We start from the raw sequence: 26,474 nt of genomic DNA, 5'->3' as shown, positions 1-26,474 counted from the left end.
TCGCCGTGAAATAGAAGCCGCATCACGCGGCTTCTCTAAGGGCAACACAGATATGTCGGGGCGGGTAACCCGCTTTGCCAAGTACCGCAAGTAACTCGCTTGCTGCCAAAGTGCTGTCGATCTTTACCTCACCTGCCGCAGGATTGGTTTCGATACGGGCCTGTGGGTCAACGCTCAGTAGCGCTTTGGTGACGGATTTAGCGCAGCCACCGCAGGTCATATTGGGAACAGTGAAATGATGCATATTGATCTCCATCGGGTTGGTGTCAGATCACTATGAGGTTTGCCAGCGTGGCAAGGTCAAAGGTTTTTCTGCAAAATTTTCTCTTTCGTTACAACAGCAAATCCCTTTTCCCCGCGTTTCAGTACACCTGACGCAACACCGAACTTTTGTGCCTTATTTGCCACTGTCGTCGCTGTGGTTGGCTCGGCTAAATCAGCCAGGATCGGGCAGTCTGGGCGGTCATTACCGTGGCAGTGATCGGCCAGGAACTCGAGGGTTTGCGCCATCGCCTGCAGTTCGGCAATCTTGGCTTTTAGCCGGGCGACATGTGTAAGCGCCATTTCTTTGACGTCGGCGCTGGCGCGGTCCCGGTCGTTCCACAGCACCAGCAGCGCAGAGATCTGCTCAACAGAAAACCCAAGGTCGCGTGAACGGCGGATAAAGCGCAGGCTATGTACGTCCGAAGAACTGTAATGGCGGTAGCCCGCATCCGAGCGTATGGCCTTGGGGATCAAACCGATCGGTTCGTAGTAGCGGATCATCTTGGCTGAAACGCCGGAGGACTTGGCTGCTTGACCGATATTCATCATTGTCTCCTTCAGAGGGATAGCACTGAAACTGTGGATTAGCGTCATTGTTACTGGTGAAGCTCGCTGGTCTCCCTCACCCCAACCCTCTCCCCAAGGAGAGGGAGCTGATACGGAGCTGCGGTCAGGTATGGTGATCCATTTCTGGCTCACTATCCTGCTCCCAAGAACAGGGAACAGATATGGGAATATCTTCACGTGTAGGCCAAGTGATCTTCTGTCATTGATAGCGAGCTCGAACGGTCCCCTCTCCCTGTGGGAGAGGGTTAGGGTGAGGGGTATCACCATGGCCCGACATCGGTCATTTACTTGCAATAACGGGGATAATCTCCGCCCCGCTTTCCGCCGTCCCGCTAGAAGCCTCAACCGTCATCGGAGCCTGGAAGCGCTTAAGCCGCAGCGCGTTGCCGAGTACAAAGACGCTGGAGAGCGCCATCGCCGCCGCCGCGAAGATCGGCGAAAGCAAAGTACCGTTCAACGGATAAAGCGCGCCCGCCGCCACCGGGATCAGCACCGCGTTGTAGGCAAAAGCCCAGAACAGGTTCTGTTTGATGTTGCGGATCGTCGCCTGGCTAAGCGCGATAGCGTTCGGCACTCCGCGCAGGTCGCCAGACATCAGCACCACATCGGCCGCCTCGATAGCCACATCCGTACCGGTACCGATAGCCAGCCCAACGTCCGCTTCCGCCAACGCCGGCGCGTCGTTGATGCCGTCCCCCACAAAGGCCACTCGCGCTCCATTGACCCGGAACTTTTTCAGCGCTGCAACCTTGCCGTCGGGCAACACCTCTGCCGCAACTTCATCAATACCCAGCTGTTTGGCGATCGCCGCCGCCGTTGCCGCATTATCTCCGGTAATCATCGCCACTTTGAGGCCCAACGCGTGCAGCGCCTTAATAGCCTCTGGCGTGGTTTCCTTGATCGGATCGGCAACCGCAATCACCGCCGCCAAGCGACCATCGATAGCGGCATAGAGCGGGCTCTTACCCTGTTCACCCAGGCGCTGGGCGGCAGATTTGAAGCTCGCTACATCAAGACCAAGCTGCGTCATGAACCGATCTGCACCAACTGAAACCACCCTGCCATCTACCTTGGCCGTTACGCCAAAGCCCGGCACGGAGTCGAAGCCTTCAACGGGGGCCAGCGTGATGCCTTGCTGTTTGGCGGCCAGCACAATCGCTTCGGCGATCGGGTGCTCAGAGCGGGTTTCGACCGCCGCAACCAGAGCCAGCACTTCGCTGTACTCAAAACCCTTGGCGGGAACCAGATCGGTGAGTTCTGGGCGTCCTTTGGTCAAGGTGCCGGTCTTGTCGAGGGCGATAACGCTCACGTCACGCAGCGCCTGCAAGGCTTCCCCTTTACGGAACAACACGCCAAGTTCAGCAGCACGCCCGGTACCGACCATAATTGACGTCGGCGTGGCCAGCCCCATGGCACATGGGCAAGCGATAATCAGCACCGCAACCGCATTCACCAACGCAAAGGTCAGCGCCGGTTCCGGGCCAAAGATCAGCCAAACCAGGAAGGTCAGCACGGCGGCGGCCATCACTGCCGGTACGAACCACATGGTCACCTTATCGACCAGCGCCTGGATCGGCAGCTTGGAGCCCTGCGCTTCCTCAACCAGACGGATGATTTGCGCCAGCACCGTATTGGCCCCGACCTTGGTGACGCGGAAGCTGAAAGCACCGGTCTTGTTGATGGTGCCACCCACAACGGCAGCGCCTACGCCCTTCGATACGGGCAACGGTTCGCCGGTGATCATGCTCTCATCCACATAAGATGCCCCCTCAACGACCTCGCCATCGACTGGGATCTTCTCCCCTGGACGCACGAACACCACGTCACCGGTGGTCACCTGATCGAGCGGGATCTCAACGGTATCGCCGTTACGTTCAACGCGCGCCGTCTTGGCCTGAAGCCCGACCAGCCGTTTGATGGCCTGCGACGTTCGCCCCTTGGCACGAGCCTCCAACGTGCGCCCAAGCAGGATCAAGGTCACGATGACCGCGGCGGCTTCGAAGTAGACGTTAGCGGTTCCCTGCGGCAGCACCTCGGGAATGAAAGTCGCCACCACCGAATAGCCGTAGGCCGCTGCCGTACCTACCGACACCAGTGAGTTCATATCGGGAGCCCCGCGCAACAACGCCGGGATACCTTTGCGGAAAAAGCGCAGGCCCGGGCCGAACAGCACCAGGGTGGCGAGTACAAACTGTATATACCAGCTCGCCTGTTCACCCAAAACGCCCTGCACCCAATGGTGCATCGGGGGAATAAGGTGTGAGCCCATCTCAAGGATAAAGACCGGCAAAGTGAGAATGCCCGCAATCAGCAAAGAGCGGCGTAAGCCGCGCGCTTCATTCTCGCGGCGTTCGGTATCCTGATCGTTTACATTCGCCGTTTCGGCAGACAACCGACGGGCCTTGTAACCCGCCTGCACAACCGCCGCTTCAAGATCAGCGGTGGAGACAACCCCGGCGAGGTGCCGTACCCGCGCACGCTCGGTCGCCAGGTTGACGCTGGCTGAGAGGACGCCTGGAAGTTGTGTTAGCGCTTTTTCAACCCGGCCGACGCAGGATGCGCAGGTCATCTCTTCGATCGCCAGCTCGGTAGTCTCTTCACGGACGGCGTAGCCGGCGCTCTCGATGGCACTAACGGCCGCTTGTGGATCGGCCACGCCGCTAAAGGTGACATCTGCCCGCTCGGTGGCAAGATTGACCGTGGCCGTTTGCACGCCGGGAACGGCTTTTAGTGCGCGTTCGACACGGCCAACGCACGATGCACAGGTCATTCCTTCGACCGGCAGGCTCAGACGAGCCGCTTGATTGGAACCTGATGGGACGGAAGCGGAAGCCATGGTTCTACTCCTGGGAAGTATCGGTAACAAAAGCTTAAACCTTCCCACCAGGGGAAGGTCAAGGCCTGTTAGCAATCAGTTCTGTGGGGGAGTGAGTAGGGTTATCGCTTTGACCTACATCGGATTGCAGGGACGGTAATTATTTAGCCGCTAAATGAGATTGAGGCGATAATATAAGCGAAATAGAAAGCCCCATTAATAAATAACATCCACACTTTCAGCTTTTTGTTTCTGGCATTGATCCATAGCCAATATGCCGATGAAAGCGTAATAAACACCCCAATCAACACTTCATGCCGGGGTTGCCATGGCGTCAATAATATCCCGATGGCGGGTAATATGGTGCCTTGGAAAACCATTGCGCCGGTAATATTGCCTAATGCCAGAGTATCCTTCCCTTTGCGTATCCATAGAATGCTGTTCACCTTCTCTGGCAATTCGGTAGCGATAGGAATGATAATCAATGACAGCAGCAACACCGAGATGCCAAGCTTTTCCGATACTGCGGCCACACCGTCTATAAAACCTAAAGCCCCCGCCACCAATACGCCCAAACCCATTATGGTTTGCAGGATGATGGTAAATAGCGTGGTGGGCAACCCCACTCGGGATAAGAACATGACGTTATCTGCCGCGGTTCCATTGCCTTCAGCCACTAATTTTTTCGACGCGTGTAAGGTTTTTACAATATAGGTGACATAAAGCAAGACTAACAAAACGCTGACGCCCATTCTGGCGATCTTCATCTCCACAGGAATGAACAAGGCGATTGCGGCTAACACAAAAGCCAGCAGGAAGTAATGCGTATCCCGTATAAACCCGGTGGGCTCTGGGGTGATAGACCCGTTAATGCCCCGCCGTCTTACCACGGCCAGCGCCATCAAAAAGATCGACAGCGTAGACAGCATCAGCGGCGCGCCCAATATCGCCCCCACGCCAATCTCTTCGTTAACATTAGCCGCCGACGTGCCGGCAACCAGAGCCAAAATGGGTACCATGGTTTCCGGTAAGGCGGTGCCAATAGCGGCAAAAAGCGAACCGGTTACCCCTTCAGAGATCTTCAACCTTTCGCCAAGGTGTTCCAGGGCATTGGTGAAAATTTCAGAGGCAATCAATATGATGATTAAGGATATCGCGAGCTGGAAAAATGACAGCGTCATCCTTTAGCCCTCAATTCGTAAGGCTTTTGGGCAGTTTTTTGGCCGAGGCTATGTGAAATTAAAGCAGAAAAAAGGGTCATTATGGAAATACCGACTGGACGTTGCAAACCATGGTGTAATATTCCTCGTCCAATCCAAAAGAAATATTACCCCTATGGTCTCGCCAATCTGATCGACGGATGTGCCACAGCAACTTGCTGAGTATGTTGACACATCCTCCTTCATGATGAAGGAAGGCTACTCCCCAAATGAGTGGGGCAAGCTTAGTCGAACTGTCATGGCGCTGTCAAAGTCAATTACTCTGCCTGTCTTTCACCAGGCGCAGCGTTTGATAAATCATCATCAACCGCTGGACTAATTCTGTGTGGTTATTGGAGCGAATACGCTCGGGTAACTCGTTTAACCATGCAGACAACTGCACCAGGCCATGACCATTTAGCGCCTCGGCCAACATTTCCACCCGTTCAATTCCACGCCCCCCTTGATGCCGGATCCCCTGCTGTAACCACTGAGCCAGCAACGTTTCGGTGTCTGCCAACGCTTGCTGCATACCTGAACGCTGTTGCAGATCGGCCTGGCGCTCCATCGGGAAAGGTTCAGCCTCATCGGCACACAGCGAGAATATCTGGGTGTCACTGGCTACGGCCAACGGCTCGATAAACAGCTTGCCTGACTCGATCTTCACCCTGCCTGAAATCAACCGTGGCGGGGTTGCTGGCGTGAGCATTGCCCTGGCCAATACCTCGATAGCCTGAGGGGCGGCACTATCGTAATCTAGTGACACTGTCACAAAATTATCATCACGATCCTCTCCGCTTAAGATATCAATCTGCAAGCACTGTAATGCCGGGTCCCAGCACCAGTCGAGCACTTCGCTAACCGGTAAGATATGCAACTGTTCGATCGGCTGTCTGGGGCGTACAAAGTCCGGCAATGCCAGCTGGAGATGACGTTTCAACGCTGCCGCATCAGGCTGCCTGAGCGGTTCCCCCAACAGCTCCCACGCACGGGCAGAGAGCGGCAACACGCTGGTATATTGCTTACCGCTGGCAATGTCTAACGCCCCGTTTGCCCGGCGCTTGGCGGCATTGGTGATCACCTGGCAGGCCGCCAGTTTTTTTACCGGGTGGCCGGCAATCCTGCGGCTGCCTATCGGCGTCGCCACGTCTTGTGGATCGCTATTTTTAGGCCACTGACGTTCAATGACCATCAGCGCTTGGGAGTCCGGGTCGGTGTAGATCAGATCCACCCCTTCCTGCTGCTCGTCGGCCCAATAACGCGCGCCGAGTGATACCAGTTTCAGATGTTCCAGTTGGATCTCACCTTTGACGCCCAGGCCAAGAATTTCAGCCGCAGGAAGGCGTGGTAAGTTCTGCTGCTGCGCCTGTTGATCCATGCACCTGGCCGCGACTAACCGGGCCGAAAGCCCGCTGATGCGCTGCAAAAATTCGACCGGATGATAGCGGCTTGAACGATTATGCTGATCGGCCATCTCTTGCTGAATATCCGCCAGGCTTTCGCTAACCCAGCGCCACTGAAGCTGCTGGGCATGGCGACTCACTTCCGCCATCAGCGGTTTGATGGCCGTCTCTGGCTGGCTGCTGCCGTCCGACCACAGTTTGAGCAGCAATTTATCCAATGACGTTTGTAATAGCACCGCTTCTGACTGGTCGAATAAGGCGTTTGCCTGCGCCTGTTCACCGTCGGGCAAACGGATTTGCAGCGTTAACTGCTCAAAGTCTGGCTGGCTGATCTCGGCCTGTTCAAAACCCCAGACCGCCATCACAATATGTTCGCAAATCGTCTCTTGAATACAGTCACAGCGTGCATGGGCCAGGCTGTTGCGGGAGAAAAATCGCACGTCACACATCGGTAAACGCGCAGAAGGAGTCGCTTGCGCCCCGCTGCCTTTGCTCAATTGCACCACTATGCTGCCCTGGATCAGCTTTTTAGCCCGGCTAATGACCGAGAGCGGGACATCACTAAGCTGTTCACTAAATCTGACCGGTGACCAACCCGGTGCAGGTTCTTGCGGCTGAGCATCGTCAGCTTCTGGGGGCACTCCAGTAGCATGTAACGCCTGATAGGCCAGGACCAGCGTGACCCGATGGCGGCAGATGCTGCTGGCCGGGCAGCTACAGGTCGCATCCCGCAAGGTTTTGCCAGGCGGAAAAGTGACTTGGTTACCGTCGCCGAACTTGGCCTCAATACAGCCGTCGTCACGCTCTGTCAGTTCAGGCAGTTTTCCTTCGGCGACCTCTTTCTGCGCGCGCTTGACGAAGCCCGCGTTGCTTAACACCATCAGGGCTTCCGGCGTGAGTTCGAGTAAATCGGAACGTTTAGTCATCCTTGTACCTTTTCAGCCAGCCAGGCCGCCAGTTCGCCGGGCGTCATGGCGCCAATCTGCGCGCCGACCGCGACCAGTCGGTTAGCCATATCACGATCGTATTGTGGGTTGGCCTGATGATCTAACGCTGCCAGCCCCAGCACTTTGGCTCCGGCCTGAATGCAGGTGCGCACCCGCCGTATCAGCTCGCTTTCGCTGCCGCCCTCAAAGAAATCGCTCAGCACCACCACGATCGTACGCTGGGGATTGGTGATGCAGGACTGGGCATAGCCCACCGCTTTGGCAATATCGGTGCCGCCACCTAGCTGCACCTTCATCAGTAGTTCGACCGGATCGCTGACGTCTGCGGTCAAGTCCACCACGGCGGTATCAAAGGCGACCAGCCGGGTTTGCATGCCCGGTAAATTCCACAGGCAGGCTGCCATCACTGCGGCATGGATCACAGAATCCACCATCGAGCCACTCTGGTCTACCAGCAGGATGATGTCCCAACGTTCACTATGGCGTTTAACGCGGCTCATAAACGCTGGGGTTTCGATAAACAGCTTGCCGTGCTGCGGACTCCAGCGGTGCAGGTTTTCGGCAACGGTGCGTTTAAAATCAAAGTTACGCGCCACCTTGACCTGCGAGGGACGGCGCCGGTCGCGGCTGCCGGAAAACGACTGACGTACGTCACGCGCCAGGCGTTCCATGATCCGCCGTACCACTTCCGCCACCAATCGGCGTGCGGCGGCCAACACCTGCGGGTTCATCAAGTGTTTGGTATGTAACACCGCTTTCAGTAACGCTTCCGAGGGTTCAATACGTTCCAGCACGTCAAGATTGGTGACCACATCGTCAATGCCGTAGCGCTCAACCGCGTCCACCTCCAGCCGTTCGATCACTTCTTTCGGGAACAGCTGATGAATTTCATTAATCCACTCAGGCGTAGTCAGGTTGGACTTACCCAGGCTGGCTCCGCGCTCACCGCGGGCCAAACGTTCCGGATCCCGGCCATACAGCCATTCCAGGGCGCTATCAACTGAGCGATAGTGATCGTCTAATTCACCCAGCGAGGCTTCGGCGGCTTCGCCTAACAGCAAGCGCCAACGCTGTAACTCTGGAGTTAATTGATTTGCCATTACACCAGCCCCCATTGGCCAAGGATTTCCAGTGCCCGCTTTTCGGCCTGTTGCATTGCAGCAATCTCTTGCGGCGTTGCGGCAGTAATTTCGCGATTTAACGACGAAACCGGCAAATGCCCCGCCTGATGCAGCTCAAGTATCTGGCGGGCAAACTCACCGCGCTCCCTTGGTGGCAGCCAGGCAAATGCCCCACGCATCGCGGGTAAGGCCAGCAGGAAGTCTTCGTCGTCCAGTGCGGTAACCAACTGGTTCAGGCCGTCAACAAAGGTTAAATCCTGGGTCAACTGGTGGCGCGCCAACGCAATCAATCCGCTGAGCGCATCGCCCATTTTATTGGCTGCCAGGGTGGCCAGCAGCGCTAGTGGTTGTGCGATCGGTGATGTGGTATCAGGCTGGGTGTCATTCAGGCTGAGTAATGCGCCCAATGCCGCACCACGGCTTAACGGATCGGCATCGGTAGACGCGGCTTTTCTTTGCCAAACGGTGAGCGCGCGATCGGCTTCCAGCGCGGGAAATAACGTATTGCGGTCGGCATCAGGCAGCGCGAGCAGATCCCGCGTCACCAAGCGGATCGCCTGAAATGCCGCAATGTGCCGATGACTGTCGGCGGGGTTCACGCTGCCATAGCTTTCACATAGCCATAGTGCGCGGTCGAAGGTTATCTGGATCACCGTCAACAAGATCGCTGATCCTTGCATCCCTACGCTTTCACCGTGGCGATACAGCGTGTGGGCCGCTTCCAGCGCGAAGCCGAGGTCCTCAAAGCTCCCTTCCTGGCTCACAGCCGCAGTGAGCTGTTCTACTACCCGGCTGCTGAAATCCGCCAGCCCGGCCAACGCCGCCTGATTCAGTAATTTAACCAGCGCCACCACCATCCCCTGGCTACCGTGCAGCTCCAGCAAGGCTTCTTCCAGCTTGGCCAGTGCGGCATCGGCAAGCGTAGCACCGTAGGAGGCCGCCTCAATCAGCGCAGCAACCTGCTCAAGCGGCGCACGAAGCTGCCAGTGTTCGCTCATTTCACCCGACATGGCTTGCCCTACGCCCTTCAGGCAGTGGATGCCCGGGATCGCCAATAGCGATAACTGATGTAGGGCTCTGCTGCGCTGGCGATCTTCAGGTTTAAGCAGGTCGAGTTTGACCTCCGAGGGGATCGTAATCGCCAACCGTTCAAGTTCGAGCTCCAGCGAAATCAACAGCGGCGGACGTGGCGTATTGGCCGCCAATTTACCGTGAGACTCCCCGGCCAATACCGCCATCATTTGTACCAGGATGGGCTCGGTTCCTGGCCGTAAAGGACCGCGATAGGTCCACGGCAGCGGGACATCCATCGCCTCTTTCACCAGCGAACCGGCCATGGCATCCAGCCAGTCATTGCGTAACGGCAACTGGTGGCCGCGCAGCCGCGCAAGTGCCTGAACCCGTAGAAAAACCGCGCCCATATCGGCGGTCGACGCCGGTAGGTTAAGCTTGCGCAGCCGTTCAAGTATGCGTTGGAAAGCGTATAGCCCGGCCTGCTCCAAGCCAAACTCCCACACCCACTGCTGGAACGCCGGTGACGGCATGCCGGAAGCATAGCCGGTAAAAGCATCCAGCCGCTTATAGCTGTACGGCACCAAATAAGAGCCGGTGGTGTATTGAGTGTCGCCTTGCCAATCGTCAAAACATTGGCTTATAGCGGGCAGTTCAGGCTCATGATCTTCACTGGGGAGGCTTTGCCACAGCTTCATCAAGGCGGGTGCATGATAGCCGCCACACACCACTAACACGGCCCCGTCCTGTTGATCCATGGCCCAGCGGATCCAACGGGCCATCATGGCTTCACGATCCTGGTTGCCCTGCGAGCCGGGAACATCTCCGCGTAACCGTTCGAAATAGTGGCTTAGACGTTGCTCCAACTCCTGCACATCGCACTGATCTTCAAATAACCGATCCCAAAGCGCATCGCGCCCCTGAATGCCCAGCTCCAGGCTCAGTGCCTGTTCGAAATCCTCTGCCCGTTGCTGCTGTTCGGCATCGGCTAAATCGGCGTAGCGGTTGGCAATATCGGCAAACGCAGCATGCCAGGCCGGCAGATCCATAAAGCGTATTTCAGCCTTGTTCGCCCGCGCTTGTTGCAGAGCCTGCCACTCTGGAGAATGCTCGGCAAACGGTGACCAGGAACCTCTGCGCACGCCCTGCCCAGGCTGTTGCGGCACGCCATAGCTATAGATAGCCAGCGGCAGCTTATGGGGCAAAAACAGCTCATCAAGCCGGGAGTTGAAGTCCATCGGCCCTTCTATCAGCACGTAGCGCGGTTTTAGCGTGTTAATTCTCGCCGCTACCAGCCGGGCACAGGCCGGGCTATGGTGGCGAATACCGATGATTTCCGGTGATTTATTCATTACGCAGCGCCTTTAAGGCAAACGGTGTCTGGCTTGGTAATAGGCTCGCCAGTGGTTGCCGGGCTTTTTCGCGACCTTCTGCTCAAAATAGCGCCTGAGTTTTGCCCGATCGTCCGCATTGTCTTTGACCACCGTCCCGGCGATACACTCCACCAGATCGGCAGGCTCACCGCTACGCTGTTCAAGAAACCACGCCCGCACTCCCACCGCATGGGCTACGTTCACCGCCTCCGCTGTCGACATCACGGCGGTTAACCGATCCATGGCGCTGTCGCCGCCTTTACCCGCTGATTTCTCACCGCCACGCAGATCGCGGAAGGTGGTGACCAGCAGTTCCAGCACCTCAACGGGGACGGTATGAGGAATGGCGCTCTTTTCCAACAGCCGGTTGGACGCCGTAGCCACCAAATCCAGTTCCTGTTGGAAATCCATAATCGGAAATACGGTCTCAAAATCAAAGCGGCGCTTCAGGGCGGCACTCATTTCGTTCACGCCGCGGTCACGGGTGTTGGCGGTACCGATAATGTTGAATCCTTCCTGCGCATACAGCAGGTTATGGTCATCATTCAGCTCGGGGATGGTCATCACGCGATCGGACAACATGCCCAGCAGGCAGTCCTGCACTTCCAACGGCGCGCGGGTGATCTCTTCAAAACGCACGATTTTGCCGTCGCGCATGCCTTGATAAAGCGGTGCCGGAACCAGCGCTTTCAGCGATGGCCCTTCGTTAATCAGCATGGCGTAGTTCCATGAATACTTGATCTGATCTTCGGTAATCGATGCCCCGCCCTGGATCGTCAGGCTGGAATTGCCAGAAATGGCGGTCGCCAGCAGTTCAGACAGCATGGATTTGGCGGTGCCCGGCTCACCGACCAACATCAGGCCGCGGCCAGTCGCCAGCGTCACCAGCATCCGCTCAATCGAGGCCACGTCGGCGACAATTTTGCGCTCAATGCCCAACTTTTCGTCACCCAGAATAAAGCGCCGGGCGGCATTCAGGCTCAGTGCCCAGCCCGGCGGGCGCGGTTGGTTATCCAATTCAGCCAACAGGGCAAGTTGCTCTGCGTATTGAATTTCCGCTGGTGGCCGCTGCATTTTTTGTTGTTCAGACATAGGGATGGATTCTCTTGGTAGGCGGTACGATCCCGACATACGTCGGGATCAAGGCAAGCTTAGGCGCGCAGGGCTTCCATATCGCGGATTAATTCGCTGATGACGATGTCATCCACAATAGTGAACGGTTTGCGTTCTTCGGTTCGCTGCCAGTAATACTGGCCGTCGTCAATCACCACCGTCTCCAGCGTCTGTTCAGGGTATTCATCGACCATGCCCACGATAATGCAGGGTTCAAAGGACAAACTAAACCCTAACCGGCGATCGATGGGTTTGATAAAGTCCATAATCGCGCCGCCGTCCTGGGCATCGCCACGGCGCCAGCCTTTGTTAGCCAGCCCAAGAATACGACCGGTGGGAACTACGGCCCCTTTCCAGCGCAGCAGCTCACGGCTTTCCCGCTCTTGTTCGGTCAGGCTGTAGGTATCGCGGCCTAACTGGACGAACGGTTGCAACAGTTCATAGTCGGCAAACAGTTGGCCGAAACCTGCCGCCTGATGTTCAGGCAACTCCAACGCGTGCGGAATACCAATGCGCACGTTATCGCCCTGCGGCAAGGTGTATTCGTCATCCTCTGCGGTGGTCAGGCTGCCGTCTTCGGCAACGCGGAAACAGTCCACCAATTTGCCGCCGTGTGTAGAATCATCGTCCACCAGATAGACGCCCCAAGCCAGGCGTTGCACCAAGTGGCGTACCAGCGGATGGCGCACCAAGAACAGTTCGAACAGCTCAGGGGTCCAGCGGCGGCGCTGGCACATGGCAATTTCCAGGCGCACCACTTGCTGGGCGGCCACGGTGCGGGCATCTTTTTTCAACAGCTTGAAGATGTTTACCGCTTCGTTGGCCAGTTCCTGATTGTCAGTCTTTTTCGGCTTCGGCAGATCTTTCAGGCGGGTGCCATCCATATCGCGCACGAACGGTTTCAGGGTTTCATCGAAACTGACGGTAAACTGGCGTTCGCCGAAATCCAGCCGCAGCGAGCCGTTTTCATCCAGCCCCAAATCCGGCGCTAAACGGTCTTCCAACTCCTCAATGGTTAACTCGCGGGCTTCGGCAATGGCCGCAATCTTTTCCCGCGCCCGATCCTGCAAACCTTTAAATTTGACCTTCTGCGCGATGCCGTTCAGCAGCATCAGCGCCACGTCGGAACCAATCTGATTCAGCACTTCCAGGCCGTTAACCGCCCGCTGGTGCTGAGCCTCTCCCGGCCAGGCGCGAATAAACGGCGTGAGCTTGCGTGCGGTGTCATCGGTACCAAACAGGCCGAGAGACATAAAGGCCCAGCCCTCTTTTGACGGCGCTGCAGCAAATAACCATGCCGAGAACATATCCCAGGCAAAGTCCGCCAGTGAGTCTGGATCGCAAGCCTGTTTTACCTGATCGATCCCTTCATACAGCCCCTCACTGACCGGGAAGCGCAGCATGGTTCCCAAGTGTTCCAGCGCGCTGTCCGGTAAGGCTTTTTTACTCGTTTTCAGTAACGGACGACGCCAGCCAGCGGGTTGATAAAAGTCAGGAGATTTGCTGATTTTACTCGGGAAGCGATCGAGCGGATCTTCATCCAGCATAGCGCGCAGTGCGTCGGTCACCTCTGGATCGCCGTAAGCTTCGCCGGTCTGCATAATTAACGCTTCGTGCCCCTGCGTGGCCAGCATCCGTAACGCCGAGGTGGCGCAATCTTTGGCTTCCCCTTTTTTGCCTAATGCCGCGGGGAGCAGGCCGATAACGCTGTGGTGCGGATATTTGCACAGCCACTGCAGGGCTTCGCTTCGCAGCGTTTTCAGCTTGAGGTAGGCACGGGCAATCAGCGGGGCCAATTCGCTGGCACCCACGTGGCTCCAGACATTGGTCAGTTCTGTTGGGCGAGAGCGCACTGCGTTGATCAGGCCAGGTAGCGCCGCTTCACCGAAATTGGCCACCATATACTCCTCACTGCTGCATTGGTGAGCTGACAAACTGTTCCATAAGGCGAGCGCCATCTCATCGGGCAGCAGCGAGGTAAAACGCATACTAAAGTTTGACCAACTGGTTTGTGCAAGCTGGGCCTTCCAGGCGTCGATCAGGCCCTGCGTATCCCGGTTTCTGATGGCAATGGCTGCCGTTTCGTTCTGGCTCTTCCGGTTACCTGATTGATAAATCTGGAAACCCAGCTCATTGGCCAGCGTATTCATATTTTTTGCGGCAGCCTGATAGCGTTTTTCTTCCCAGCCATTCAGCGCTAACCACCGTTTTTTCTCTTCATCGGTAAAATCGAGTACCGGTGCCAGCGCCTGTGGCTCAAGTGCCAGGACTGCCGCTTCGCGCTTTTTCTTTTTCTGTAGCCATGGCGGGCTGACCAGCACCAGGGGTAAATCAGCTCCATCGGCTAATTCAACCGGGCCAGATACGCGGGCAATCAAATCTTGCACCTGGGCTTGCGCTGCCCCGCTCATCCACGGCAGTAACTGGGCCACTTGCTCAGGATTGGCCAGCAGCAGATTGCTTAAGCAAGCGCTCAGCATGCCGCTGTCTTTGTTGTTAGAGGCCAACAGCTCGGCAAGCGCCGGGATCGATGCCAACGGCCAACGGTGCGCGGCGTCGATAAACCGCGCCAGAAACGCTTTACCCTGACCAGAAACCTGCGCCAGCGCGGTAATTGCTGCTGGCGTGCCAATACAGGCCAGAGCATCACCGGTAAGGGTAATTTCCGGCTGGTAGGCCAGGATTGGCACCGCGTTAACGCCGCGCTCCGCTATCAGCGTGGCGATACTAAATTCACAGTTAAGGAATGCAGCGTGACGATACACAGAACGGCTCATTGCCCCTAACGACTTCAGGACAGCTTCGTCGGTGGCGACCAACTGTAGCCATGGCGTGACGTCACTATCCCCCTGTTGGAGCAACTCACCGGCTAACCGGTTCGCGATATCTGGGCGTTCAGGCAGTAACAAGGCAATCAACGGCTGGCGGCTAACATGCAGCTGTGGCAAGCCTGCGAGCAGTTTATCCACGCAAATCTGCCATTCGGCCTCATCGGCACAAGCCAGGTACTTACGAAAATGTAGCTCAGCGCAGCTATAAGGGGACATCCACGAGCCGCTTAGCGGATCTGCGATATCTGTATTGAGGTAGTAACTGTGCTTTTGCGCATCACTATCCCAGTTTGATTCAACACACAGCCCTTGCGCCATTAGCAGCACATCAATCGCGTACGGCAATCCCTTTCTGGCCACTAAAAAGTCGGTAATATCCGTCTTGTTATCACCGTAATAACGGTTGCTACCGGCATTGCATGCCAGGGCAAACAACACCGCGTCTGACTCAATGGTGCCGTCCATCTGCTGATCGGCCAACCGTTGCCAGCTTGCAACATAAGTCTGGCGCAACTCCGCAGACGAGGAGTCAAAGTCAGTCTGAAAATCGTCACTTTTATATAGGTGGTTGCGAAGCTTGATCCAGCTCTGCTTATCGTTTAGCTCCGGCGTTTCGCCCGGATGGGCGCGGTTGGCCAATGCTTGAACGCTTAAATTCTTCGGTAAGGAAATCGGGTCACCATTGGCTAACCATGGGGGTGTTTCGCCAGCCGGTTGGGCGATGTCAGAAGAGACAACGGATTGCGAGAGTATGGTGGCAGCAGAAATCTGAGGCGTACTTTCTGCTGGCTTATCGCTTATGGGCTCAACGCGGGGTTTTTCTGCTGGTTCGACCTTCGGTTTTAGCGCTGTGGTGCCAATGGTGGCGTTTTCATCAACGGCAATTTCAACGTAGCCTTTGCCGGTTTTTTCCTTCACCAGCTTGGTCATGGCAGCCGAGGCCTTGGCTTCGTTATCAAAACTCTTGGTCTGGCTTTGCCCTTGCGTACCAATCTTGCCCCAGCGCAGGTTTAAATCACTGTCCGACTGCTCGATTTGCCAAAATTTGTTTGATTTATCATCTTTGAATTCGAAATGACGCACCGCTGTCTCCCTGGGGATCAATTATCCATAAAATAACGCGTGGGATTAAGTTATCAGATATTTAGGCTATGAATAGAGGGGCGGCATGGCATTTGGGAAAAACGCCATGCCGTTATGGGACGCAGAGAGATATTAAAGGAGGTGAGTAACTTTGCGATCAGTCACCAATCTTGATGACGATTTTACCGAATGCGCCACGGGAAAGGTGTTTGAACGCCTCAACCGCGTCGTTGAAGCTATAAACCTGCTCAATGACTGGCTTGATATTATGCTTATTGAGGAATGGGTTCATACGGTCAAAGGACGAACGAGGTGCGACAGCAATGCCACGGATGGTCGTCTGACGGAAAATCAACGGCATCAGGTCAAGCTGTGATGTCTGACCGGTCAGGAATCCTACCTGAGCGATAGTCCCGGCAACTTTTGTCGCGGCCACCGACTGATTAATGCCGTTGCCACCGGCAACTTCCACCGTAATGTCTGCCCCTTTACCACTGGTCAATTCAAGGACTTTGTTTTCCCAGTCAGGATTTTCTTTATAGTTGATACCCTCATCAGCCCCCAGTGACTTGATACGCTCAAGATTGGCATCGTTACTGGACGTTGCAATGACACGTGCACCGTAAGCATGTGCAATCTGTGCTGCAAAAACAGACACGCCACCGGTTCCTTGTACCAAAACGGTTTGTCCGGGTTGCAGATTGCCGATATCCATCAGGGAATACCAAGCCGTCAGTGCTGCAATAGGAAGTGTTGAGGCCTCCTCATCAGTCATGCTGTCTGGAGCTCTGACCGCGCTGTTCTCATGGATGATCATGTATTCTGCCAGCCCACCCGGCAGCGGCATACCCATACACCAGGCTGGCTCATCGGCAGCAGGCTCACCATCCAACCAGCGAGAATAGAGATGTGAGTTAACACGCTCACCCGTGCTGAAGCGGGTTACACCCTCACCCACAGCGACAATGGTTCCCGCCGCATCAGAGACAGGAATAAGTGATTTTGGCACCAAGTGAGGCTCGTAAAATCCCTCAATAATCGCTTTATCCCGGAAATTCAGTGAAACCGCCCCCACTTTAACCAGAAGTTCGCCTGGCCCCGGCGTCGGGGTCTCAACCTCTTCAAGCTGCAAATTTTCAAGGCCGAAATCTTTCAGTAACCATGCTTTCATTTTGTTGTGTCCATTTTGTATACGTAAGATGTGTCAATGATAAAGAGTGAGAGTTTGGGGAAAAAGTCACATAAAAGGACTTCAGTGTTATTGCAGGAGAAACAATCCGGGTGGGGGTATACTCCGCGCTATCAGTCATCAATGGGTTGCGGAGAGGGAAAAGAATGCGCTCTAACATGCTTGAGTTAATGAGTATTTTTGTTCAGGTTGTTGAACTCCGCAGTTTCACCAAAGCTGCCGATGCCTTGCAACTGCATCGTCCTGCAGTCAGTAAATCCATACAGCAACTGGAAGATGATTTGGGCGTAAAGTTGCTACACCGTACGACGCGTAGCCTGAGTATGACGGCTGAAGGGGATGAAATTTATCAGCGGGCCAAAACACTCCTGGCTGACGTCAACGACATGATGGCGTCTTTTTCCCCGAGTCAACCGCCTCGCGGATGTCTTCGTATTGATGCCCCGCTTGCACTGACGCACGCTATCCTGATCCCCTCTTTAGGTGAGTTTCAGGCTCTTTACCCTCAAATTGATATCGTCCTCACGGCGTCAGATCGCCTGACGAATTTGGTTTCAGAAGGGATCGACTGTGTGATCCGTTTGGGGGAGCTTGATGATTCAAGTTTTATCTCGCGCCGTGTGGGCAGCGTCGATATGGCTACCTGCGCTGCGCCGTCATACCTTGAAAAATACGGGATCCCCATGACGCCGGATGATCTTGTACATCACAAAGCCATTAATTTTTTCAGTGAACACAGCCGTGAAGTGATGGAGTGGAAGTTCGCTATGAATGGGGAAGTGATCTCACGACGTCCAGGAAGCAATATGCTGGTTAACAACTCAGACGTGCTTCTCTCGTGTGGGCTGGCGGGACTGGGTATGCTTCATGCGTTACGTGCGGCGCTGGAACCGCATATCCAGTCAGGCAAGCTGACGGAAGTATTAACCGGTTATACACCTGTCACTAAACCGGTATCTATTTTGTATCCTGACCGGCGCTACCTTTCACCTAAAGTCCGGGTATTTATAGACTGGTTCGCCGAAGTCTTTGCCAGGAAACACCCACTTTAGTGCTGGCAGATGGTTAAAGATAAGAGTGAAGTTGGATCACCCGGCTGACCACTTCTAATGCCTGCCGCAGGGTTGGCAGCGGCAGCGAACCTAACGCTAAACGCAGCGCATGTGGCACATGAACGGAGGTAGCAAAAGGTTCTGCGGTAGAGAGCGAAATGCGCTCTTTTAACAAGGCAGCGGCGATGCGATCCGCCCTGACCTCCTCAGGCAAGGGTAACCACAGAAAATACGAATCAGGGTGGCCAATATATTTCAGCTCGCTCAGTGCTTCCCGAGCTATTGACTGACGTAACTGGGCATCTTGGCGTTTTTCATCTTCGAGCCGCATAACCGTGCCGTCTTCGATCCACTCACACAGGATCGCGGTCATGATCGCCGGGGTATTCCAGGTGGTTGCCCTGATGGTTCGTTCCAAGGCAGGAAGCCATTTCACTGGGGCAGCCACTACGCCAACACGCAGCCCGGTCGCAACATTCTTGGAAAAACCGGAAATATATACCGTGGATTCTGGGGCGAGAGTCGCTAATGGTAATGGCGGTTTCTCTGCCAGATAGGCGTAGGCGGCATCCTCGATGATCAGCAGCCCATGTTCGCGAGCCAGCGCCACCAACCGGTGCCTCTGTGGCTCGCTCATCACCCAGCCAAGCGGATTATGCAGCGTTGGCATGCAGTAAACGGCCCTCACCGGACGACGCTGGCATAGCCGTTCAAGTTCAGACAAATCAGGGCCGTCGCTCAACGCAGGAATGGCGACCAGTTCAAGATGATAGCTCTCGGCCACGATTTTAAAGCCTGGGTAGGTCAAGGCATCAACCGCGACCACGTCGCCCGGTTGCAACAGCCCCATCACGGTGACGGCTAACCCTTGTTGAGCGCCATTAACCAGTAAAACGTTCTCTGCCGTCAGGTTTAACCCACGGTGGCTCAGATGTCTGGCTACGATCGCCCGCTCGTGTGGCCGGCCTGCATGGGGTTGATAGCGTAGCAATGCGTCCAGGTCGCCGGAGGAAGCCAACTGACGTAAAGCTGCCCTCAGCAGTTCACTTTGTGACGATAGCGTCGGGTAATTGAAGTTCAGGTCGAGCATGTCCGTGGCGACGGCCTGCTGATCGATGCCCAAACCCGGCGGCAGCGAAATCTCCCGCACAAAGGTCCCCCGGCCCGCTTCTCCGCTGACTAACCCCATCGCTTCAAGTTCCGCATACACCCGTGAGGCAGTGACCAACGACATGCGTTCCTGGGCGGCAAGTTGGCGATGGGTGGGTAAACGGGTCCCTGGAGTAAGACGCCCTGCGCGGATATCAGCGGCAAAGCTATCGACCAGCGATTTGTAACGGGCTCGTGCCATAGCAACTTGTATCCATGACAATTTTTTGATTGTCATTATTTTGCGGCATAACATGCCGATCCACAATCGTCCAACGTCGAAAATAAGGGTGTCCCATGCAGGTGAAGATCGAGGGAAATAGCGCCAGCGGCTGGCTCAACGGCTTTTTGGGCATGGTGATCTTCAGTGGTTCACTCCCCGCCACCAGAGTCGCCGTACTCAGTTTTGATCCTCTGTTTCTTACTGTCGCTCGTGCTTCTATCGCTGGTCTGTTCGCGCTCCTGCTGTTAGGGCTGTTTAAACAACAGCGGCCACGAGGCGATCAGGTATTCTCCCTGGGGATCGTTGCGTTGGGCGTGGTGGTAGGCTTCCCACTGTTAACCGCGTTGGCGTTGCAACATGTGACTTCGGCCCATTCCATCGTTTTTCTCGGCCTGCTGCCGTTGGCCACCGCGATATTTGGTGTGCTACGGGGTGGTGAGCGCCCTCGTCCGGCGTTCTGGCTGTTTTCCATTGTCGGCAGCCTGTTGGTGATGAGTTTTGCGTTTGCTCAGGGAGTTTCCGCTTCACTGACCGGGGATTCGTTAATGCTGGCTGCGGTGGTAGTTTGCGGGTTGGGCTATGCCGAAGGGGCAAAACTGTCGCGTGAGCTGGGAGGCTGGCAGGTGATCTGTTGGGCTCTGCTGTTGGCATTACCCGTAATGCTGGTGACCTCACTGCTGCTGTTACCCTCTTCTCTGGAGGCTATCCGCCTGCCAGCCTGGATAAGCCTGGCCTACGTTTCGCTGTTCAGCATGCTGATTGGTTTTATCTTTTGGTACCGGGGGCTGGCCCAGGGTGGTATTGCCAGCGTCGGCCAACTGCAATTGCTGCAGCCCTTTTTTGGCCTGGCGCTGGCAGCAGGCTTACTGCATGAACCCGTCAGCCTGCTGATGCTGGTAACCACTTTGGGGATTATCCTCTGCGTGGCGGGATCGCGCCGATTCGCCAAATGATCGGATCACTTCACCTTGGCCATCAGCGATTCACCGATGGCGTAGAACTGCCCACCGGCAATATAGTGCAGGCTTCGCAGTGCAGGTTCTGCGGTGTCAAAATGCCAGTGGCCATCTTTAAATACCCGCGTATCGGACCAGGCGCCGGTCACCTCGCCAATAAACAGATCGTGGGCCTGCTGATTATGGGGTTCCGGGAGCAGCCGACACGCCAGCCAGGCGGAGCATCCGGCCACAAAAGGCAGTGGCCGATCGTCAAAGCTGAACAGCTCGACGCCACAGTTTGCCAGTTTGTCGGGTTCGGTATGCAGGCTGCGGTTACCGACCTCATAGGTCAGCTGTAGCTGAGCCGCAGTGGGTACCTGGATCACAAAGCACCCACTTTGCTCGATCAGCTCACGGGTTTTGGTCATCTTGTCCAGCACAACCGTCAGCTTCGGTGGCGAGAAGTCCAGCGCACAGGCCCAGGCGGCGGCCATCACGTCATTAACACCGTCGTGGCCTGCGGATACCAACACCGTTGGGCCGTGGTTAAGCAAACGATAGGCCTTTTCCAAGGCCACGGTGGCAATAGGTTGGTTCATCATTTCTCTCTTAAAGTTAGGCTGGGCTGGATGCATTATCGTAGCGCGGCCGCGAGCCATTGTGAAAGCGATGTTGGTGGTAGTCGAATCTGTGACAACGTCACTCATTGGTGGCAGGCTGCCCTCTGTGATAAAACAGGCTCCACAGCGCCATCAACAACCCGAGCCCCGCTAAAACGGCTGCCACCAGATAGGTCAATTGTAAACCTACCGCGCTCCCCAGCCGTATATCGCTAGTTGCCGAGGCCAAGGCGAATATGCCCCCCATGGCGGAAGCCCCGATGATAAAGCCAAGGTTGCGCGCCAGATTTAACAGACCAGAAGCGACCCCACGCCGCTCAATGCCAACCTGTTTGATCACCGCCGTGTTGTTGGCCGCCTGGAATAAGGCATAGCCTGCGGTGATCAGGCAGATCGGCAAGATATAGCCCAAAACGCCCTGCGTGGGTGACATCATCGACAAAGCTAATGCCCCCAGGAAAACTCCCAGTAATCCCAGGCTAATCATCTGCGGTGCTCCGAAGCGGTCGACCAGATATCCCGATGGCACACCCGCCAATGCTGCGATCAGCGGCCCGGCGGACATTACCAAGCCAACCTGCTGTGGCGCTAACCCTAGCCCGTGTGCAAGATAGAACGGCCCTACCACGAAGGACGTCATGATCACCGCACTCACCAGCATATTAGTTAGCAGGCCGCTGCTCAGGATTGGCTGACGCAGCAGGGCCAGTTGGACCAGCGGGCTTGCCACTTTTCGCTCAACCCAGACGAACGCGCTGGCCGCAACGGCGGTTCCCAACAGCAGCAGGCTATTGAGCGAGCCGAAATGGCCGTGCCCTAAGGTCATGGCAAGCGAAAATAGCGCCAGGGTTAAACCAAGCAAGGCCATTCCAACGAAATCAAAACTCCCCGGTTTCGTTACCTGCTGCGGATCGGTTTGCGGGAGATAGCGATAAACACAAAACAGCGCGACGCCCCCCAACGGCAGGTTGATCAGGAAAATTGACTGCCAGCCGAACCCGGCAATCAAGACGCCACCCAGCGTAGGGCCAAGCGCGGTCCCCACTGCGGATAAAGTGCCGAGCAGCCCCATCGCCCGTCCGACCTTATCCTTGCTGATGGTTTCGCCAACTAGCGCCAGGGTGATAGCCATCATCACTGCGCCCCCTAGCCCTTGCGCAGCACGGGCCGCAATCAGCCACCAGATGGTGGGAGCGACAGCACAACCTAGCGAGGCGAGCATAAACAGGCTGAGCCCGGCCAGTAACAGCATGCGACGGCTGATGATATCCCCCAACCGTCCAACGCCCACAATCAGCGTGGTGATCGCCAGCAGATAAGCAATCACTACCCACTGCACATCTTGAAACGAAGCGGCAAACACCTGGGCTAAGGTGGGTAGGCTAACGTTGGTGATGCTGCTGCCCAGAGAGGAAAGCAGCGTAGGTAACGCAAGGCTGATTAGCCCGCCACGCAGGGTTGTTAGGTCATTTGATGCTGCGGATTTCATGGTTGGCTGACTCCTGAATTAACTTGTCAGTCAGCCTAAGGCAAACCATGACATGGCAGAAGACGCAGGGTATGCAGTTTATAAGTGCACCAAACGCCATATGTCAGAATCGGGCACAGCATGCAGCGCCCCTACGGTCGGACATGTAATACCTGTGAGCTTTCTCACAACTCCGTGACAAAGCCGGGGGCGAGCAAAAAATAGGAACTGTATAAACAACCGCTGGCAAGCCACCCTTGGCGCTCTCGGTATACTCAAGGCGAATCAACCTGAGTGAGTAAGCAGAATGAAAACAACAGAAATCGTCTCAGACAGTTACGTGAAGGTCGGCGTACGGGAAAAGATTGGCTATGGCTTCGGCGATCTGGCCTCTAACCTGTCGTTTGGCTTTGTCTCCCTGTTCTTACTGTTTTTTTATACCAATATTTATGGCATCAGCGCGGTACAGGCGAGCCTGATCTTTGTGATCGCCCGGGTGCTGGATGCGATTTTTAATATCTTTGTCGGTTACTTTATCGATAAGACTCAAACCCGGCACGGCAAGCTGCGCCCTTACCTGCTGTACGGCGCGGTGCCCTTGGGGATATTGACGGTCCTGTGTTTCAGCACCTTCGACAGTGACTATAAATTTTATTACGCGCTGATCACCTACACCCTCTATTGCCTGGCCTACACGGCGGTCAACACGCCCTATTCAGCCATGACCAATATGCTGACCCAGCACGAAGGCTCGCGGGCTTCGCTGTCGGTTTACCGCTTTGTGTTGGCCATTGTCGGTTACTTGATTGTCTCGACCACTGCCGACATGCTGATTTCACAGTTCACCGATCAGAAGATGGGCTATGTGTTTGCCGTCAGCTGCTTTAGCCTGTTGGCCACCTTCTTCTTCCTGGCCTGCTTTGGCATGACCAAAGAGCGGGTGAAAAGCCTGCCAGATCAACAGGCTCCCACGCTTAAAGAGATGATCACCGCCGTTTCCGGCAACCTGCCGTTAATCCATCTTTCCCTGTTCACGGTGTTTTTCTATATCGCCTATACGGTATGGATGGCCATTGCGATCTACTTCATCAAATACACCCTGGGGGATGAAAGCTTTACCGCCAAATTCTTCATCATCCAATCTGCGGCCTATGTGGCGGGTACGGTGATCTCAGAAAAGATCATCAGCCTGATGGGCAAAAAGAAAATGGTCCAGTTGGGGCTGCTGATCGGGATTGTCGGCTTGCTGTTCCAATACTTCCTGGCAGGAGATAACGCCTACCTGATTATGACCGGCGTGTGCCTGTACAGTATTACTCTGGGGATGGGCTTTGTCGCGATGTGGTCGATGATTGCCGATACCGTTGAGTATGCCGAATGGAAACACGGCGTACGTACCGAAGGGGCAATTTATGGCTTCTTTAATTTCATCACCAAAATTGCCATGGCGATTGGCGGCGGCTGTGCCGGCTTGATGCTCGATTACTTTGACTATTCGTCCGAGCATATCAGCGCCAACGCGCTCAACGGCATCAATATGATGATGACGCTGTTCCCCGGCCTGATGTTTGCCCTGGGTATGCTGTTTATCTTCTTCTACAAGCTGGATGAGCACACCTACCGAAATATCATCAAAGACATTGAATTGCGCAAAGCTAGCGCGCAGTAACCAGCAGGTATCCCTATGAAAAAAGATTTCCACGCCATCATTGCCGCCATGACTGCCGAAGAGAAAGTGGCCCTGCTCAGCGGTAGCGGCTTGTGGCGCACAGCCAGTTTCCCGCAGCATGGCATTAGCGACATTGTGATGACGGATGGCACCTACGGCGTCCGTTACAGCACCAGCCAAATCGAACAGGGGGAAAATTGGCACATCAGCGATTTTCTCGCCATTATTGGCCAAAGCGCAGGCGAGGTAGAGCAGGAAGAACAAAAAGGTGGCTCTGAGGCGCTGTTCAGCAAATCCAAACCGGCTACCTGCTTCCCAAATGGTTCAACGCTGGCCTGTAGCTGGGACGTAGACCTGGTGTACCAAATGGGCGAGGCATTGGCCAAAGAGTGCCAGGAGATGGGCGTCGGTATTTTGCTTGGCCCGGGTATCAATATTCGCCGCACGCCTTTGGCAGGCCGTGGCTATGAATATTACTCGGAAGATCCGGTGGTCAGCGGTGACGTGGCCGCAGCCCTGATCAACGGGCTGCAGGACGGTGGCGTGGGTGCCAGCTTGAAGCACTTTGCCGCCAACAACTCTGAATACCGCCGCACCGAGATGGATTCGGTGGTGGAAGAACGGGCGCTGCGCGAAATTTACCTCTCTGGATTCAAACGGTCGATCGACAAATCCAACCCCTGGACGGTGATGTCGTCCTATAACCGACTCAATGGCGTGCAAACGTCGCAACATCACTGGCTGCTCACCGAGGTACTACGCAATGAGTGGCGTTATGATGGGCTGGTGATGTCCGACTGGTACGGCATCAAAGACCGCCCCGCTTCTTTGCTGGCGGGTAACGATTTGGCCATGCCGGAAACCCAGCGTGATAAACAGGAGCTGTTGCAGGCGATCGAACGCGGAGAGATCCCTACAGAGGTTCTCGATACTGCCTGCTTGCGGATGTTAACCCTGATCGACAAGGTGCAGCGCCACCGCAAGCCGGGTACCAAGGCCGATTACCCGCAACATCATCGCTTGGCACAACAGTTGGCTGCCGAATCGATGGTGTTATTGAAAAACGAAGGGAATATCCTGCCGCTGCTAGCCGGCAAGAAAACCACCATCGCCGTATTGGGTAAACCGGCACAGGAGCCGGTGATCCAGGGCTCGGGTTGTGCTACCACCGTGCCTTACATGCTAGATCGTCCGCTGGATGAAATTTTCGAGGTGGCCGGTAACGACTTCCAGATCGATTATGCCATCGGCACACCCGATGATAATCACGTCGACCCGCAAGCACAGGCACATGCGGTTGAGCTAGCCAGCAAAGCGGACGTTGCCGTGGTGTTTGTCAGCACTGCCATTGGTGAAGATGGTGAAAACGGCGATCGACGGGATCTGAATATCTTGCCTAGCCATGAAGCGCTGATCCGTGCGGTAGCCAAACGACAGCCCAATGTGGTGGTCGTGTTGGCTAACAGCGATGCGGTAGTGATGCCTTGGCTATCAGACTGCAAAGCCCTGCTGGAGACCTTCTTTGCGGGCCAGGGTATGGGACGCGCTGTGGCGGATATTCTGTTTGGCCGGGCCAACCCCTGTGGCAAGCTGACGGTCACGGTGCCCAACACTCTGGAAGAAACTCCGGCCTGGCTCGATTACCCAGGGGAAAACCTGCGCCATCACTACAGCGAAGGATTGTATGTAGGTTATCGCTAGTACGACCGACGTAAGCTGACGCCGCAGTTCCCATTCGGTTTTGGTTTGAGCTATAGCGAGTTTAGCTATGCCAAGCTGGCGACTTCGGTTACAGAACTTGAGAAGGGCCAGCCCTTAACCGTCAGCGTTGAGGTGACCAACCGTGGTGATCGGGCCGGTAAAGAGGTCGTACAGCTTTACCTGACTGCACCGCAGGGAGATTTGGCACGTGAAGTCCTGGCGTTGAAAGCCTTTGCCAAAGTGCACCTTGAAGCGGGTGAAAGCAAAACGGTGACCATGACGCTGGAATGGCCGGATTTTGCCTGTTTCCATCCAGGCATGGCCGCTTGGGTGGTCGATCCTGGCGAGTACCAGCTTCACGTGGCGCGTTCTTCGCGGGATATCGCGCTGAGCACGGTGGTCAAGCTGTGCGCCAAGCCCTATTATTTACCGCTAAAGGTGGATAATTCGTTGCAGCAACTGATCGCTACCCCGCCGGCTTTTGACCGCGTGCTGAAGTTATTGGTCAGCAAAAACGGCTTGCCGGAGGCGCTGATGCGCGAAAAGCTCATCGCGATTGCTCCGGATCTGTTCTGCGGCCTGTTTATCGCCCTGACGGAGTTCCTGGCTATTGATATTACTCAGCAGGAGTTGCAGGCTGCATTAGCGGAGCCTGCTGGGAGCCATTGAGCCGCCAGCCCCTCACCCCAACCCTCTCCCACAGGGAGAGGGAGCTGGAACGGTGATAGGGTCACGGAT

16 protein-coding genes, 1 pseudogene and 1 riboswitch are annotated in these 26,474 nt (G+C 55.7%); of the genes and pseudogenes, 4 read left to right on the top strand and 13 right to left on the bottom strand.

What is annotated here, in order from left to right; genetic code table 11:
* Window positions 1–22 precede the first annotated feature (22 nt).
* The 10 genes from ACX9GU_RS13840 to ACX9GU_RS13795 form a co-directional block, all read right to left on the bottom strand.
* Window positions 23–244 (bottom strand): heavy-metal-associated domain-containing protein, encoded by a 222-nt coding sequence (locus ACX9GU_RS13840; protein ID WP_473191904.1) that lies wholly within the window; start codon window positions 242–244, stop codon window positions 23–25.
* A gap of 56 nt (window positions 245–300) precedes the next feature.
* Window positions 301–810 (bottom strand): Cu(I)-responsive transcriptional regulator, encoded by a 510-nt coding sequence (gene cueR, locus ACX9GU_RS13835; protein WP_473195179.1) that lies wholly within the window; start codon window positions 808–810, stop codon window positions 301–303.
* Between the two features lie 301 nt (window positions 811–1,111).
* Window positions 1,112–3,667, bottom strand: coding sequence for a heavy metal translocating P-type ATPase (locus tag ACX9GU_RS13830; RefSeq protein ID WP_473191903.1), 2,556 nt, complete (start codon window positions 3,665–3,667; stop codon window positions 1,112–1,114).
* Between the two features lie 143 nt (window positions 3,668–3,810).
* Window positions 3,811–4,827 carry a sodium:calcium antiporter gene (locus tag ACX9GU_RS13825; RefSeq protein WP_473191902.1) on the bottom strand — a complete coding sequence of 339 codons (1,017 nt, stop codon included), beginning with the start codon at window positions 4,825–4,827 and terminating at the stop codon, window positions 3,811–3,813.
* A 162-nt stretch (window positions 4,828–4,989) separates the two neighbouring features.
* A riboswitch (yybP-ykoY riboswitch) is annotated at window positions 4,990–5,086 on the bottom strand.
* A gap of 33 nt (window positions 5,087–5,119) precedes the next feature.
* Window positions 5,120–7,174, bottom strand: a complete 2,055-nt coding sequence (locus tag ACX9GU_RS13820; protein WP_473191901.1) for an SWIM zinc finger family protein — start codon at window positions 7,172–7,174, stop codon at window positions 5,120–5,122.
* Window positions 7,171–8,295: a VWA domain-containing protein gene (locus ACX9GU_RS13815; RefSeq protein ID WP_473191900.1), complete on the bottom strand. Its 1,125-nt coding sequence runs from the start codon at window positions 8,293–8,295 to the stop codon at window positions 7,171–7,173. The genes ACX9GU_RS13820 and ACX9GU_RS13815 overlap by 4 nt, the downstream gene beginning before the upstream one ends.
* The gene (locus tag ACX9GU_RS13810; RefSeq protein WP_473191899.1) at window positions 8,295–10,679 is read right to left on the bottom strand and encodes a DUF5682 family protein; all 2,385 of its coding nucleotides are present in this window, start codon (window positions 10,677–10,679) and stop codon (window positions 8,295–8,297) included. Before ACX9GU_RS13810 ends, ACX9GU_RS13815 begins: the two co-directional genes overlap by 1 nt.
* A 12-nt stretch (window positions 10,680–10,691) precedes the next feature.
* Window positions 10,692–11,792: an ATP-binding protein gene (locus ACX9GU_RS13805; RefSeq protein ID WP_473191898.1), complete on the bottom strand. Its 1,101-nt coding sequence runs from the start codon at window positions 11,790–11,792 to the stop codon at window positions 10,692–10,694.
* Window positions 11,793–11,851: 59 nt separating this feature from the next.
* On the bottom strand, window positions 11,852–15,727 hold the full coding sequence (locus tag ACX9GU_RS13800) for a DUF4132 domain-containing protein (RefSeq protein WP_473191897.1): 3,876 nt from the start codon (window positions 15,725–15,727) through the stop codon (window positions 11,852–11,854).
* A gap of 157 nt (window positions 15,728–15,884) precedes the next feature.
* The gene (locus tag ACX9GU_RS13795; protein WP_473191896.1) at window positions 15,885–16,898 is read right to left on the bottom strand and encodes a zinc-dependent alcohol dehydrogenase family protein; all 1,014 of its coding nucleotides are present in this window, start codon (window positions 16,896–16,898) and stop codon (window positions 15,885–15,887) included.
* Window positions 16,899–17,062: 164 nt separating this feature from the next.
* On the opposite strand from ACX9GU_RS13795, the gene ACX9GU_RS13790 reads away from it, so the two are divergent.
* Window positions 17,063–17,968: a LysR family transcriptional regulator gene (locus tag ACX9GU_RS13790; protein ID WP_473191895.1), complete on the top strand. Its 906-nt coding sequence runs from the start codon at window positions 17,063–17,065 to the stop codon at window positions 17,966–17,968.
* A 13-nt stretch (window positions 17,969–17,981) separates the two neighbouring features.
* Here the strand turns inward: ACX9GU_RS13790 and ACX9GU_RS13785 are convergent, their stop codons facing one another.
* The gene (locus ACX9GU_RS13785; protein WP_473191894.1) at window positions 17,982–19,319 is read right to left on the bottom strand and encodes an aminotransferase-like domain-containing protein; all 1,338 of its coding nucleotides are present in this window, start codon (window positions 19,317–19,319) and stop codon (window positions 17,982–17,984) included.
* Between the two features lie 95 nt (window positions 19,320–19,414).
* Between ACX9GU_RS13785 and ACX9GU_RS13780 the strand changes: the two genes are divergently transcribed.
* Window positions 19,415–20,293, top strand: coding sequence for a DMT family transporter (locus tag ACX9GU_RS13780; protein WP_473191893.1), 879 nt, complete (start codon window positions 19,415–19,417; stop codon window positions 20,291–20,293).
* Between the two features lie 5 nt (window positions 20,294–20,298).
* On the opposite strand, the gene ACX9GU_RS13775 is transcribed toward ACX9GU_RS13780, so the two are convergent.
* Window positions 20,299–20,877 (bottom strand): flavin reductase family protein, encoded by a 579-nt coding sequence (locus tag ACX9GU_RS13775; RefSeq protein ID WP_473195178.1) that lies wholly within the window; start codon window positions 20,875–20,877, stop codon window positions 20,299–20,301.
* Window positions 20,878–20,977: 100 nt separating this feature from the next.
* A complete protein-coding gene (locus ACX9GU_RS13770; RefSeq protein ID WP_473191892.1) occupies window positions 20,978–22,387 on the bottom strand; it encodes an MFS transporter in 1,410 nt (469 codons plus the stop codon).
* A 286-nt stretch (window positions 22,388–22,673) separates the two neighbouring features.
* On the opposite strand from ACX9GU_RS13770, the gene ACX9GU_RS13765 reads away from it, so the two are divergent.
* A complete protein-coding gene (locus ACX9GU_RS13765) occupies window positions 22,674–24,035 on the top strand; it encodes an MFS transporter (RefSeq protein ID WP_473191891.1) in 1,362 nt (453 codons plus the stop codon).
* A 15-nt stretch (window positions 24,036–24,050) separates the two neighbouring features.
* Window positions 24,051–26,405, top strand: a pseudogene (locus ACX9GU_RS13760) (beta-glucosidase).
* The last annotated feature ends 69 nt before the right edge of the window (window positions 26,406–26,474 follow it).

Source organism: Serratia sp. K1WW1, from assembly GCF_055790865.1.
This window is presented reverse-complemented; position numbering and strand designations above follow the sequence as displayed.

What these genes read in the sequence shown, in the direction of transcription:
- ACX9GU_RS13820 (WP_473191901.1), bottom strand. Translation starts at nt 7,174, where the DNA reads ATGACTAAACGTTCCGATTTACTCGAACTCACGCCGGAAGCCCTGATG.
- ACX9GU_RS13770 (WP_473191892.1), bottom strand. Translation starts at nt 22,387, where the DNA reads ATGAAATCCGCAGCATCAAATGACCTAACAACCCTGCGTGGCGGGCTA.
- cueR (WP_473195179.1), bottom strand. Translation starts at nt 810, where the DNA reads ATGAATATCGGTCAAGCAGCCAAGTCCTCCGGCGTTTCAGCCAAGATG.
- ACX9GU_RS13765 (WP_473191891.1), top strand. Translation starts at nt 22,674, where the DNA reads ATGAAAACAACAGAAATCGTCTCAGACAGTTACGTGAAGGTCGGCGTA.
- ACX9GU_RS13795 (WP_473191896.1), bottom strand. Translation starts at nt 16,898, where the DNA reads ATGAAAGCATGGTTACTGAAAGATTTCGGCCTTGAAAATTTGCAGCTT.
- ACX9GU_RS13775 (WP_473195178.1), bottom strand. Translation starts at nt 20,877, where the DNA reads ATGAACCAACCTATTGCCACCGTGGCCTTGGAAAAGGCCTATCGTTTG.
- ACX9GU_RS13790 (WP_473191895.1), top strand. Translation starts at nt 17,063, where the DNA reads ATGCGCTCTAACATGCTTGAGTTAATGAGTATTTTTGTTCAGGTTGTT.
- ACX9GU_RS13780 (WP_473191893.1), top strand. Translation starts at nt 19,415, where the DNA reads ATGCAGGTGAAGATCGAGGGAAATAGCGCCAGCGGCTGGCTCAACGGC.
- ACX9GU_RS13810 (WP_473191899.1), bottom strand. Translation starts at nt 10,679, where the DNA reads ATGAATAAATCACCGGAAATCATCGGTATTCGCCACCATAGCCCGGCC.
- ACX9GU_RS13815 (WP_473191900.1), bottom strand. Translation starts at nt 8,295, where the DNA reads ATGGCAAATCAATTAACTCCAGAGTTACAGCGTTGGCGCTTGCTGTTA.
- ACX9GU_RS13840 (WP_473191904.1), bottom strand. Translation starts at nt 244, where the DNA reads ATGCATCATTTCACTGTTCCCAATATGACCTGCGGTGGCTGCGCTAAA.
- ACX9GU_RS13805 (WP_473191898.1), bottom strand. Translation starts at nt 11,792, where the DNA reads ATGTCTGAACAACAAAAAATGCAGCGGCCACCAGCGGAAATTCAATAC.
- ACX9GU_RS13825 (WP_473191902.1), bottom strand. Translation starts at nt 4,827, where the DNA reads ATGACGCTGTCATTTTTCCAGCTCGCGATATCCTTAATCATCATATTG.
- ACX9GU_RS13830 (WP_473191903.1), bottom strand. Translation starts at nt 3,667, where the DNA reads ATGGCTTCCGCTTCCGTCCCATCAGGTTCCAATCAAGCGGCTCGTCTG.
- ACX9GU_RS13785 (WP_473191894.1), bottom strand. Translation starts at nt 19,319, where the DNA reads ATGGCACGAGCCCGTTACAAATCGCTGGTCGATAGCTTTGCCGCTGAT.